The following is a 13,176-nucleotide window of genomic DNA, read 5'->3' on the forward strand; positions in this document are numbered from 1 at the left end:
TAGGGCGCGCGTAGGTCTATTTCGCGAGTGCTTACTTCGGCGCCATGCTCTTCTTTGACGGATAGTAAAACCAGTCTATCGAGCGATCGGTATCAATTCCGAATTAAAAATAATGGCTCTAAGTGAGAAAAAATAATCTGGTCGAGAGATAGATCGACAATACAAATCAGGCGTGGGTCTGGTACACGTAGCCCAGACCACGGATGGTGCGTATCATTTTTATATCATAATCGCCGTCCAGCTTATCCCGCAGATACTTCACGTAGACATCGACGATATTGGTGTTTCCCTCCGCGGACATGTTCCACACTTCCTGCGTCAGGCAAGCTCGTGAGAGCGTCTTGCCCTCATGCTGCATCATGTACTCCAGCAGCGTAAACTCGCGCGGCGTCAGGCCGATGACCCGCCCATCGCGCTCGACGGAGCACTGGTCATGGTGCAGCACAATCTGGCTCTTCTTCGGCTCAACCGCCACGGGAGCTGCCTGTGACCGCCGGCGCAAAGCGCGAACGCGGGCCATCATCTCGAGCAACGAAAACGGCTTGGGCAGATAATCATCCGCACCGTGATCGAAGGCATTGACCAGATCCACAGCCCCGGCCTTGCCGCCCAACGCGAGGATGCCGATGTTCGGCCTCTTCGCCCGCAGCTCGCGGAGCATCGCGAAGGCATCCACATCGGTCAGGTCGAGATCGAGGATCACCAGATCGCAGGGCCCCTTTTCCAACTGTTGGAGAGCCGACATACGCTCGTGCGTAACGCCAACCGAGATCGCATCCTCGGAAAGTCCCGTTGCCAGCAACCGCGCCAGCGGCAGGCTGCTCTCGACGATCAGTACGCGATACTTCGCAGCACATGCGCCTTCGGTTTGCTCCTCCGCAAGGCTCGACGTTCTGCTGAATGTCGGCAGAAAACGTGCCAACATCCCGTACTGTTCTGCGATTGCTGCGTGCATGGGGTGCGTCTCCTGGGTGGTCAAAAGCGCCTCCTGTCGGTGGCCTGAACTTCTTATAGCAGTCGCTCGAACCAAACGGAAGAGAACAACATGACACTTTGGTGTCACTACCCATGCTACGAAACTGTGTCACGATAATGAGGCAGCAATTGGCCAGCAGTACCCGCCCTGCATCCAAGCCTTTAGGATTACGTCTTGACTATCAATCGGATTCGAAGCTTCCTCTATCGCTATCCCCGCTTCAACGTCGACTGCCGCATGGACTTCATCCGTGAGGACTCGATCGTTCTCGGCACCTGCTTTGATCTCAGCCAGTCCGGTCTCCGCGGCACCTTCGTCCAGACGGTCGCGCCAGGGGCAAAAGGAATCGTCACTCTCTACCTCGGAGAACGCCGCCTCGAAGTCCAGGCGACGGTCTCTTCAATTCGCGACGATGAGACGCGCATGCGCTTTCAGTTTGACTCCGAAAAGGAACGCGTCGCCCTGCGCGACATCCTGAACGATCTGGCCCCCCCTGTTCGCAAGTAGCTCTTCGTTACTTGTGCGAGAACAACCCCTTCGCCTTAGCCAGCAATCCTCCATCGGTCTTCTGCGGCGCGGCGGGCTCCGCCGCACTCGGCTTGGCCGCTGCAGCCGGAGCGGCAGTTGCCGCAGCAGATTTCGGATCTGCAACTTTCTCCTTATCGGCGGCCTTATCCCCAGCCTTCGGCAAGTTCTGCACCAGCAAAGAGACCCTGCGATTCGCCGCATCGAACGGCTTGTCCGGAACATGCAGCTTCTGATCGGCGAACCCACGTACCTGTGAAACCTGGTCGTCGCGAATTCCATTCTCCTGCATCACACGGCGAGCAGTATTGGCACGGTCCGCTGAAAGCTCCCAGTTCCCGTAAGACTTCCCATTCGCATACGGCTGAGCATCGGTGTAGCCCTCAATGGAGAGCTTATTCGGCAGAACGCTCAACTGGCTCGCAAGCACCTTCAGGATGTCCGCCAGCATCGGCGTCGCCACGGCGCTTCCCGATTCAAAGAACGTCCCCTTCTCATCTTCCACTAACTCAATCCGTAACCCTTCTTCCGTTACCGTCATCTCGATCTGCTTCTTGACCTTGTTCAGGATGGTCATCTGGTCGATCGCCTTGGTCAGATCGGACTTCAGCGCCTTCATGTCATCTTTCTTCTCTTGGCTCTCCGGCTTCGGCTCAGGCTTGCCCTCCGACCCCTTCTTGCTCGCCGTGCCCTTCGGATCTCGGAAGTAGCCCGCGATCTCTTCCTGCGTCTTCTTGGGAGTGGAGTTCATCAGCCACAGCACGATGAACAGCGACATCATGGCGGTCACAAAGTCGGCATAGGCCACCTTCCAGGCGCCGCCGTGGTGTCCGCCATGGCCACCCTTCTTCTTAATGATGATTATCGGCTGCTCGTCAGTCATCGTCGTCTCCCAGTTAGCGTCAGGTCAGTGTCAGGCTTAGGCGGCTATCGCGGTCGGCGCGGCGGTCTTCGCACGGCACGCCTTCTCGACTTCCTGGAAGCTCGGGCGTATATGGGCAGGAATGGCGCGGCGTGCAAGCTCCACCGCAAGGATCGGGCTTGTTCCCTTGATGAAGGCAAGCATGACGACGCGGAGGATGCTGTAGTAGGCGTGCTCTTCATCGTTGATCTTCGTCATCGCCGAGGCCAGCGGGCCAAACACGCCGTAGCACAACAGGATTCCCAGGAACGTCCCTACAAGGGCCGCGGCAACCTTATGTCCAATCTCTTCCGGCGGCCCGCCAAGCGCTCCCATGGTGATCACAATACCCAGAACGGCCGCAACGATGCCGAGTCCCGGCAGCGCATCAGCTACCGTATTCAAAGCGTTCGTCGGCATGCCACTGGTCTGGTGATGCACCTCCATGTCCAGCTCCATCATCTGGTCGACATCAAAAGGCAGTACACCGCCCGTGATCGCCATACGCATCGTGTCGCAGACGAAGTCCTTTACATGGTGGTCCTTCAGAAACTTGGGGTGCGCCTTGAAGATCGGGCTCTTGTCCGCGCCTTCGATGTCGCCCTCGATCGCAACCAGGCCCTCTTTCCGCGCCTTGGTAAAAAGGTCGAACATCATCTTCAGCGTCTCAAGATAACGCTGCTTGTTGTAGGGCGATCCCTTAAGTATCCCGGTCAGCCCTCCAATCAATCCCTTGATGACATGCATGGGATTCGCGGCGAGCAACGTTCCGAGCGCCGCGCCGACAATGGTCACAACCTCCGCAGGCTGGATCAGAACGGCGAGCTGTCCCTTCTCCATCAGGAACCCGCCAATGACGGCACCGAAAACTATAACTATTCCAACAATCGATATCATGCTGATACGTCTCCCATCGTGCGCATTGGCATATGCCTGATGAAGTGCATCCGCTCTATCGACACATGATTGGAATGCTTTCAATTCTCTTCGCGGCTTATAAGCCTGCTGAAAGACTCAGTTTTGCTTAAGGGCGCGGCTTTAGCCGAGCCCTTAAGCGAGTGATTTGCGATGCGGCTTTAGCCGCGGAGGTACGGCTTGCGTTCTGGCTCTTCGATGAGCCTCCAACCGGCTCCCACGAAAGCCGCTCAGGCTATGTGTGGTTCACCACATATCAAGGCCAATCTTTCGATAGGAGAGCCGGACTCCCATGGAAGCTAACGGCCGCTGCGACTAAAGTGCCATAACGCAGCCTATCGCCGACTACGTCCCTGTATTACTCTCGAAATGTCGGCGAAGGAAACCTCCCCGCGTAAGCCCCCTATGCCCATGACACCGCTTTCACCTTCGCCCGCTTCCGTTTCTGGTCCTCCCATGCACTTTCTGGGCAGGCAGCCGATCCTCGACGCGGAATTGAACCTCTACGGGCACGAGTTGCTGTATCGCTCCGGTCTCGCAAATCAATTCAGCGGCGAGCCTGAACACGCAACGCGCAGTGTCATTGACGACTCGCTGCTGCTGGCGACTCCGGCCAACGGCGAAAAGCTCTTCTTCAACTGCACCCGTCACGCACTCGTCTCCGGTATTGTGACGCTCTTGCCCCCCGCCGACACGGTCCTTGAGATTCTTGAGAATATAGAGCCCGACGAGGAGCTGATGGCATCCTGCCGTACCCTCAGGGAAGCGGGCTACTCCTTTGCTCTGGACGACTTCGTTCCGGATGGATCAAAGACGCCATTTCTAGAAATAGCCGACTTTATAAAAATTGACTTCCTGGCGTCCGATAAGGCAGAAAGATATGCCATACGTTCCCTGGCTGCCGACAGGCCAATTAAATTTATTGCCGAAAAGATAGAGACGGAGCCTGATGTCGAAGAAGCCTGGAAGGAAGGTTGCACCTTCTTCCAGGGGTACTTTTTCTGCAAACCGGTCATGATCGCTCCGCGGGTTATTCCGCAAAATCAGATGGTCTACATGAGGCTCCTCGCCGAACTTAGTCGCGAGCCCGCAAACATCATGGAGATCGAGCAACTGACGAAATCGGAACCCTCCATCTGCTATCGCCTGCTCCGGCTTGTCAACTCGGCGCTGTACGCTCTGCCCAGCCCCATCTCGTCGATTCGCAGCGCGGTCATGATGATCGGTGACGACGAGTTTCGTAAGCTTGTCTCCGTGGCGCTCGCCAACATCGCCGGCTCCTCACGCTCGAAGTCTGTGACCCGCGTGGCGCTTGCGCGCGCCAAGTTCTGCGAGCTTCTCGCCCCGGTACTCAATGAATCCGCCTCAACCCTCTACCTGCTCGGCATGCTCTCTCTCATGGATGTCATCCTCACCATGCCCATGCATCAGGTCGTCGAGATGCTCCCGCTTCACCACAAGATGAAGGCAGCCCTGCTCGGCAAGAAGTCTTCGCTCACCGTCGCTCTCGATCTGGTTCGCGCGCGCGAGTCCGGCGGATGGCTGGAGACAACAAGCATTCAAGAGAGTCTCAATCTGCGTGGAGACATCGCCTCGCGGCTCTACTCCGATGCGATCAAATGGGCCGATACGGTCAACCAGATCGCATAATCCTTTGCTTCCCATCATGAGATCGGACTAGATTCCATATACTAGACAACCTCTAACTACAGCACAGCATCCCACGAAACTTCGCTTCAAATAATCAAGCCCTGTCAAGTAGTGCGGAGCTAATTCCGCTGCTTGACATGCTTATTTATGGGGAGCATATTGCCCAAAGTGAAACGAAGAGTTGCATCAGCATAGATTCGCGTAAAGCGGCTTGATGCGCATCACATCGTTTACGGAGGCAATATGCAAAGTCCTACTCCCCAGGATCAGCGTAGCCATTCGAGCTACGCATTTCTGGAATCCTCAAAAAGCAAAATCTTACTTCGTTACGCCGTCATCGTGATGGCCCTCGCATGTGCAGCTACGTCACCACTGCGAGCGCAGTTCCGCACCTCCGTGCAGGGCACCGTCACGGATCCTCAGGGCGCGGTCATACCCGGCGCCACAGTAACGCTAAGAGACGTCGCGAACAACGCCCAGACCGTTCGCACCAGCGACGGTGCTGGCCTCTTCAACTTCGGCGCGCTCCCACCTGACAACTTCACGCTAACCGTCGAAGCCACCGGCTTTCAGAAGAAGGTGCTCACCAACATCAAGTTCATCCCCGAGCAACCCAACTCCCTGAACGTCGCGCTTACCCTGGGTGCCAGCGATCTCACCATTGAGGTCAACGCCTCCAGCACGCCCACCCTCGACACTGAGACCGCAAACACGGGCGGTACCATCTCTGCCAACGACATCCAGCACATCCCCTCCTTCAACCGCGACGTCTTCACCCTAAGCCAACTCGCGCCCGGCGCCATCTCGACGGGCGCGCAATCATCTGGCGGTGGCGTCGCCACCAACCCAGGAAACCAGGGCCCTGGCGGCTCGGGCAACGGCGGCTCCGCTCCCACCGAAAACGGTCCGCAGGTCAACTCCAACGGCCAACAGTACGGCAACAACGGCATCTCGCTTGACGGCATCAGCACCGTCTCCGCTGTATGGGGAGGCACCAGCATCATCACGCCCAGCCCGGAGGCCGTCGACAACGTCCGCATCGTCACCAACGGCTACGACGCAGAGAACGGCCGCTTCTCCGGTGCCGAGACCATGGTCACCACCAAGAGCGGCACCAACCAGATCCACGGCAGCCTCTTCCTCGACGCCCATCGGCCCGGCCTCAACGCCGCCAACCGGCCAGTTCGCGACTCCAGCGGCAACATCATCGGCGCTTCAGTCAAGGATACGGACCGCTACAACCAGTACGGCGGCAGCGTCGGCGGGCCCTATGGAAGGACAAGCTCTTCGCCTTCTTCGCCTATGAAACTTCACCAGACGATACGCTGGCAACGTCGACCGGCTGGTTCGAGACTCCTTCGCTCCGCGGCTCTGCCCCGGCCTCAAGCATCGCCTCGCAGTTCGTGAACTTCAAGGGCAACGCTCCCACCGGCACCATCGTCACCTCGGGTGAGACCTGCGCCGTCGTCGGTCTGAAAGAAGGCGTCAACTGTGCCACCATCGCCGGGCAAGGTCTGGACGTCGGCTCTCCGCTCACCAACGGGCTGGGCAAGCAGGACCCCACCGCCAGTGGAACAACCTCTAACCCCGGTGTTGGAAATGGCCTTGATGGCACAGCCGATGTGGCCTTCTACTCCATCGCTTCTCCAGTCTCCACCACCTATACGCAGTATGCCGGCCGCGTCGATGCGCAGGTATCGAAGAACGACCACGTCAGCTTCACCATGTTCTGGGTGCCTCAGACCAAGACCAGCTACAACGGCAGTCCACGCGCTTATAACCTCTTCCACCACGATCAGATCAACCAGGCTACAGCGGTCATCTGGAACCACACCTTCTCCCCGACCTTCTTGAACGAGGCCCGAGCCAACGCCGCCGCATTCCGCTGGAATGAGCTCGCCACCAATCCGCAGCAGCCCCTCGGCCTGCCTCAGGACACCGTCAACTTCGCCCCCGCCGTCTCCAATGGCGACCTTGGCACCTTCGGCAGCCCCGCAGGCAGCGACCTGAATCAGTGGACCTTCAGCTACAAGGACGTCGCCACCAAGATTCTCGGCAGCCACACCGTCAAGTTCGGCGGCGAGTACACCGCCTTACACTATTTGCAGAACCCCTCCGGCCAACCAAACTTCCAGTTCTATAACATCTGGACCTTCCTGAACGACGCGCCTTACTACGAGCAAGGCAGCTTCAATGCAGCCACCGGCATTCCCGGCAGCGTTCGCTCCGACCAGCGCCAAAATCTCTTCGGCGGCTTCGTGCAGGATGACTGGAAGGCAAAGCCGAATCTTACCCTTCATGCAGGCATTCGCTACAACTACTTCGGGGCCCTCTACTCGAATCAGAACAACATCCCAAATGTGACCTTGGGTCAGGGAACGGCTGCCTATACAGGCTTGACGGTCGGCGCGACCAAGGGCGGCATCTGGAATCCCCAAAAGCTCAACTTCGGCCCCCAGTTCAGCTTCAACTGGAGTCCGCAGTATTTAGGCGGCCACACCGTCATCCGTGGCGGCTACGGCATGGCCTTCAACCAGAACGAGATCGCCATCACCGCGAACGCCAGCTACAACCCGCCTATCTCGAACTCTTACACCTTCCAATTCAATAGCCCCACCAATCCCGGCACCAATGGCGGAAAGATCCTCTACGGTATTTCGAGCGACATCACCTCGCTCAACGGTTATCCCAGCAACCCCAACACCATCACCACCTATAACGCGGCAGGTCTTCCCGTCGCCGGCAGCGCCAGTGTCATCATTGCTGGCGATGGCCACGGCAACGTGCCCACCACGTACTTCCATCACTTCTCGCTCGATATTCAGCAGGAGCTCAGCAAGTGGGCCGTCTTCACCCTCGGCTACCAGGGCAGCCTTGGCCGTCACATCATCAACCACCAGACTCCTAACGCTCCCGCCGTCGTCGAAGGCGCAGCCCTCAACCAGTTGGTCACAGGCGGCGACTTCTGGATCAACGCAGGCAGCAGCAGGAACCACGCATTGCTGGCCAGCGTAAGCCATCCGATGTCCCACGGCTTCTCTGCCCAGGCACAGTTCATGTGGGCAAAGTCGCAGGACACTGACGGCTCCGGCCCCTACTCCGAAGACCCCTACTACCCACTCAGCCACAAACTCACGTACGGACTCTCCGACTACAACGTCGGCAAGAGCCTGAAGATCTTCGGCACCTGGCAGCCAGTCCTCTTCCACGGCAACAACTTCGCAGAGAAGATCGCCGGCGGCTGGAACCTCTCCGGCATCTTCAGCGTTCACACCGGCTTCCCCTACTCCGCTCTGTATAACCTGCCGAGCTCCCTGTACTGCAACAACTGCGGTTACACCCAGCTTCGCGCAAGCTATTTAGGCGGCGCGAAGGGCGAACACAGCAACTCCGCCTTCATCAACAACACCAACTTCGCGGGCCAGTCCAACGGAGAAGTGAAGACACCCGGCACCGTCAACGGCAACGCAAACACCACGGTCGCATACAGCAACCGCTACTTCGCAGTAGCCAACTACCAGAACTCCATCCAGCTGCAGAGCACGGCCAACGTCAACAATCCCACCGTCACGCTGCCGAATCTTCCCGGCTCCCAGCGCAACATCTTCGATGGCCCCAACTATCACAATGTCGACGCCTCGCTTTCGAAGGCCTTCGGTCTTCCCAAAATGCCTGTGCTCGGCGAAAGCGCTCACTTTGAGTTCCGCGCCAGCGCGCTGAATCTCTTCAACATCCTCAACCTCGATCCCAGCAAAGTAAGCAACATTGTTGACAGCGGAAACTTTGGTCAGGACGTCATTCCATTAGGAGGACGCATCGTGACGCTCTCGGCGCGCTTCGAGTTCTAGATTATTTCCTCGTTGGTCTAGGAGACTGCTGAGAACCAACGACTCGTAGTCGCGGAGCGCGATTCGTTGGGCAACACGTGTTAGCGGTACAACAGCATTGAATAAGTTGTCGAATATTACAAGTGATTAGAAATGCTTTCTGCCTTTTGTAAACTTACTCTTTTATTTCTCAAAGCTGAGACTCTGGTCGACCTTAGACGTCTCTCTTGAAGGGGATTTCCCTCTCACCAATGCAAGACTAATTGATCACAAGGAGCACCTATGAGACTAAGATTTCACATTTCGATCGCTGCGCTTATACACTAGCTATCTTTTTAGTACCCCCACCAGCTCACGCTCAACTCGCAACAAGCAACGTGATAGGTTTTAAAGAGGGTTCTTTTGGCCCAGTGGTTTCGATGACCATGTATGGTTTTAACCCTTCGATCCCGTATACCAACAGCCACTTTACGATTTTTTACATGAATACCGCAAACGGCTATAACTCCCCCTTCTATGTGGCCTGCCAAGGCAGCATACCGAATGGCGGCACCGGATCGTGTTCTTGGAATATTGATCCTCCTGGCCAATATTTAGTCTACGGGGTTCTGTCGCCGTCCTTTAACAGTAGCGGTCAAGAAGTCTATGCAGGGTCACAATCGTCCACTTGTCGAATCGTTGGCGGATACGACTACGTTTCAGTAGCTAACTGCTAAATAACAATTCTCCAGCGGTTCCTGCTGAGGTATACGCTGTTGTCAAACTCGGAAATCCCCTAATCACTCATCTGAGATAATTGCTACTTCTTGGAATATGAGGTTGTTCGAATCTTGGCACAAGCCTGAGGTGCTCATCGGGCGCGGTGGGCACTTCTACTACTGTTTATCCTCCATATTCAGGAAAATAAAGCATGTCACGACGCGCACTGCGGCAACTTCTAGTCTCCACTCTCGCCTCAGCGCTATGCTATCCGATCACAACTGAAGCTCAGCAGCACATCCGCATCGATCCCACCGCCCCCACCACTCCCTTCCCGCACTTCTGGGAAGAGATGTTCGGCTCCGGCCGCGCCATCCTCTCCCTGCGTGAAAACTATCGCGAAGACCTCCGCGCCGTAAAACAAGCCACCGACTTCCACTACATCCGCTTCCACGCCATCCTTCACGACGAGGTCGGTGTTTACAACGAAGACGAGCACGGCAACCCCGTCTACAACTTCACCTACGTCGACGAGATCTACGATGGCCTGCTCAAGAACGGCGTCAAGCCCGTCGTCGAGATCAGCTTCATGCCCAAGAAGCTGGCCTTCAACCCCGACGCGCTCCATCCCTTCTGGTACAAGCAGAACGTCTCCCCACCCAAGAGCATGGAACGCTGGGACGACCTCATCTCGCACTTCGCCCAGCACCTAGTCGAACGTTACGGCATCGACGAAGTCGCCTCCTGGTACTTCGAAGTCTGGAACGAACCCAACATCGACTTCTGGGGCGGCATCCCGCGCATGGAGTCCTACTTCGACCTTTACGCCCACACCGCCAACGACCTGAAGCACGTCAGCTCGCGCCTCCGCGTCGGTGGCCCCGCAACCGCCGCAGCCGCATGGATACCGGAGTTCCTCAAGTTCACCTCCGCCAACCACGTCCCCGTAGACTTCGTCTCCACCCACGGCTACGACGATGAACCCGTCGAGCGTCTCTTAGGCTCCGACCAGCCTCTCCGCGACAAAGACATGCCCGAAGAAGACCGTATCTGCGCCGCCGCCAACCACGTCCGCAAGCAGATCGACGCCTCCGCCTATCCGCATCTCCCCCTGCTCTGGACCGAATGGAACGTCCCCGGCCGCGACCGCCTCCGCGACACCCCCTACGTAGGGCCCGCGCTCGCTGAAGCCGTCCGCACCTGCCACGACGTCCAGGCGCTCTCCTTCTGGACCTTCTCCGATGTCTTCGAAGAGGGAGGCCCCGCCCAGCACGCCTTCGACGGCCAGTTCGGCCTCCGCGCCACTGGCGGGATCAACAAGCCCAGCTACTACGACTTCGCTCTCCTCCACAAACTCGGCACCCAGCGCATCGCCAGCGACGCCGACGACATCATCGTCACCAAACTAGCCGACGGCTCACTCGCCATCGCCCTCTGGAACCTCGCACCCCCCGGCCAATCGCCAGCCCCGAAATCCGTCACCCTCGACCTCACCGGCATAGCGAAGGACGCGAAGATCAGCATGCAACGCGTAGATGACAACCACAGCAACGTGATGAAACCCTACGCTGCCATGGGCAGCCCCTCGTATCCGAAACCCGCACAGGTCGAACAACTCAATCGCGAGACGGCCCTGCCCACCCCGGAGACCCTTTCGCTAAACCACGGAAGCCTTACGCTTACGCTCGACACCAACGCTCTCGTGCTGCTCCACATCTCACATTGACGTGAACGTAGCCACCCACCAAACCCGTCATCTCGACCGGAGCATCGCAGCTCTATCGCGATGCGGAGTGGAGAGACCCCCGCATTTTTTCTTTGGCTCCTAACCGCTACCCCGCAGCCGATACATCGTCTGACTCAACGGCTCCAGCCTGTCGTGCATCCACGGAATCTGCTCCGAATTCCCAATAAACAGATATCCCCCGGGCCGCAGCATCCCTGTCATCCTGCGCAAGAACCTCTCCTGCACGTCCTGTTGGAAGTAGATCAGAGCGTTACGAAAGAAGATGACATCGAACGGCCCGTCAGCAGCCCAGCGCTCATCCATCAGGTTAACGCGGCGCAGCTCGACCATGCGCGTGACCTCGGCCTTCAGCTTCACCTGGCCGGCCCTGCTGTCCTTGCCTTGCAGGAAGTACCGCTGACGCTGCAACTCGTCGATGCTCTCCAGGCACTCCGCCGGATAAATTGCGCGCTGAGCCGTCTCCAGCACCCCCGTATCGATGTCCGACCCTACTACCTCCAGCCACCAGCCCGGCTCGGCCACGGCATCAAGCAGCGTCAGCGCAATCGAGTACACCTCCTCGCCCGTCGAGCACGCAGCACTCCACACCCTGATCTGCTTCCTTCCCCCGCGCATCGAAGCAGCCTTGATCTCCGGCACGATCTTCTGCGCGAGATAGTCGAAGTGATGCCTCTCCCGAAAGAAGGACGTCTTGTTTGTGGTAATCGCATTCACAAACTCGACAAACTCCGGGCTGTCCTCCGCGCTTTCACGAAGCAAGGCATAGTAGCTCTGGAAGCCCGGCAGCCCGAGCCGCCTCACTGGCTTGGCCAGCCGCGCGGCAAGCATCGTGCGCTTCCCGTCCTGCAGCCAGATGCCCGTATGCTCTTGCACCAGCTCGCGAAGAAGCCTGAACTCGCGCTCCTTCATCGGCGTCAGCGAATCGTGCTCTGCAATTCCACGTTCACTGAGTGGCATGGACTCTCCAAATCAGCATCTCGTACACGACCTCTCGAAAGCCGCACTTTCGTCGTTCATCGGCGGCGGAGTAAGGGCCTTTACCGGCAAATCCTTTCAGTGATTGAAATTTTCTTCCCGCCCTACCGATAGAGAGGCCTGCACGCCCGGCCAACCATCAGTACGGCGCGCAGCGTGCAGGGAGCTTGAATGATCAGTCCGAACGCTCAGGCACTCTCTAAGACCCTCACGACGCTCACCGGACTTCCCGTGACCTGCGCCCGCAAGCCGCGCTTTACGCCTTCGCGGTCGCGCCGCGTCTACGGCATCTACAACGAGCTGCCGGCGCACGACACCATCCTGCTTCGCGCGGATCTCTCCTTGCTTGCCTCCCTGGGAGGCTGCGTCGCTGGCCTGACAGACTCGCTCGCCGCCGATCGCGCGAAGATTTCTCCACTCGACGAGGCCCTCCGCAGCGGAATCCACGACGTCCTGAACGTCCTCTCGACGCTGCTTAGCGGCCCGGAACGCGTCGTCTTCAGATCCCTGTGTCTGGATGTCGCCTACCTCACTGGCCCAGCCCGCTCCGTCCTCAACTCCCAGGCCCCCGCCCAGACCTTCGAGGTCACCATCAAGGGCTACACCGGCGGAGAGCTCACCATCTTCTCCGAAGAGTCGTAGTCCACCCGACCACAGCAAACCCACGCAGACTCGTCATCTCGACCGAAGCATTGCAGCTTCATCGCAACGCGCAGTGGAGAGACCCCCGCATTTCGCCTTGGCTCTTGCCTTTGCTGGCCTCTTCAGCATGAAACAAGCAAACCTCGCGGTGATGCAACAGGTTCTCAGAACCTGCGAACCCATCCCTCTCTCGCCCGGCGCCGTCCAGGACGAGCCGCGTCTCACTCTACCGCACTCAGGTAAAGACAAGGAGAATCGAGCCTCCAGCCGGATAAATATATTGACAATAGAACAGGAATGCGTGAACATTCACAACAAT

Annotated in this window: 8 protein-coding genes and 1 pseudogene; 5 read left to right on the plus strand and 4 right to left on the minus strand. The window is 58.0% G+C overall.

Annotation, left to right across the window (positions count from 1 at the left end):
• Nucleotides 1-166: 166 nt before the first annotated feature.
• The gene (locus tag OHL18_RS00745) at nucleotides 167-955 is read right to left on the minus strand and encodes a response regulator transcription factor (RefSeq protein WP_263372920.1); all 789 of its coding nucleotides are present in this window, start codon (nucleotides 953-955) and stop codon (nucleotides 167-169) included.
• 195 nt (nucleotides 956-1,150) lie between these two features.
• On the opposite strand from OHL18_RS00745, the gene OHL18_RS00750 reads away from it, so the two are divergent.
• Entirely contained in the window at nucleotides 1,151-1,483 is a 333-nt protein-coding gene (locus OHL18_RS00750; RefSeq protein WP_263372921.1) for a PilZ domain-containing protein, read from the plus strand.
• Between the two features lie 7 nt (nucleotides 1,484-1,490).
• Here the strand turns inward: OHL18_RS00750 and OHL18_RS00755 are convergent, their stop codons facing one another.
• Both OHL18_RS00755 and motA read right to left on the minus strand, forming a co-directional pair.
• The gene (locus tag OHL18_RS00755; RefSeq protein ID WP_263372922.1) at nucleotides 1,491-2,384 is read right to left on the minus strand and encodes a flagellar motor protein MotB; all 894 of its coding nucleotides are present in this window, start codon (nucleotides 2,382-2,384) and stop codon (nucleotides 1,491-1,493) included.
• A gap of 36 nt (nucleotides 2,385-2,420) precedes the next feature.
• Complete coding sequence (gene motA, locus OHL18_RS00760) at nucleotides 2,421-3,299, minus strand: flagellar motor stator protein MotA (protein ID WP_263372923.1); 879 nt, start codon at nucleotides 3,297-3,299, stop codon at nucleotides 2,421-2,423.
• 474 nt (nucleotides 3,300-3,773) lie between these two features.
• Here motA and OHL18_RS00765 point away from each other — a divergent pair, with 474 nt between their 5' ends.
• From OHL18_RS00765 to OHL18_RS00780, 3 genes and pseudogenes are all read left to right on the plus strand, one after another.
• A complete protein-coding gene (locus OHL18_RS00765; RefSeq protein WP_263372924.1) occupies nucleotides 3,774-4,967 on the plus strand; it encodes an EAL and HDOD domain-containing protein in 1,194 nt (397 codons plus the stop codon).
• A gap of 342 nt (nucleotides 4,968-5,309) precedes the next feature.
• Nucleotides 5,310-8,815: pseudogene (locus OHL18_RS00775) on the plus strand (carboxypeptidase regulatory-like domain-containing protein).
• Between the two features lie 889 nt (nucleotides 8,816-9,704).
• Nucleotides 9,705-11,219, plus strand: a complete 1,515-nt coding sequence (locus OHL18_RS00780; protein ID WP_263372927.1) for a GH39 family glycosyl hydrolase — start codon at nucleotides 9,705-9,707, stop codon at nucleotides 11,217-11,219.
• Between the two features lie 99 nt (nucleotides 11,220-11,318).
• Here OHL18_RS00780 and OHL18_RS00785 read toward each other — a convergent pair whose 3' ends face one another.
• Complete coding sequence (locus tag OHL18_RS00785; RefSeq protein ID WP_263372928.1) at nucleotides 11,319-12,197, minus strand: CheR family methyltransferase; 879 nt, start codon at nucleotides 12,195-12,197, stop codon at nucleotides 11,319-11,321.
• A gap of 189 nt (nucleotides 12,198-12,386) precedes the next feature.
• Here OHL18_RS00785 and OHL18_RS00790 point away from each other — a divergent pair, with 189 nt between their 5' ends.
• Nucleotides 12,387-12,857: a hypothetical protein gene (locus tag OHL18_RS00790; RefSeq protein WP_263372929.1), complete on the plus strand. Its 471-nt coding sequence runs from the start codon at nucleotides 12,387-12,389 to the stop codon at nucleotides 12,855-12,857.
• The last annotated feature ends 319 nt before the right edge of the window (nucleotides 12,858-13,176 follow it).

Origin of the sequence: Granulicella aggregans (assembly GCF_025685565.1) — a bacterium.
Lineage (GTDB): Bacteria > Acidobacteriota > Terriglobia > Terriglobales > Acidobacteriaceae > Edaphobacter > Edaphobacter aggregans_B.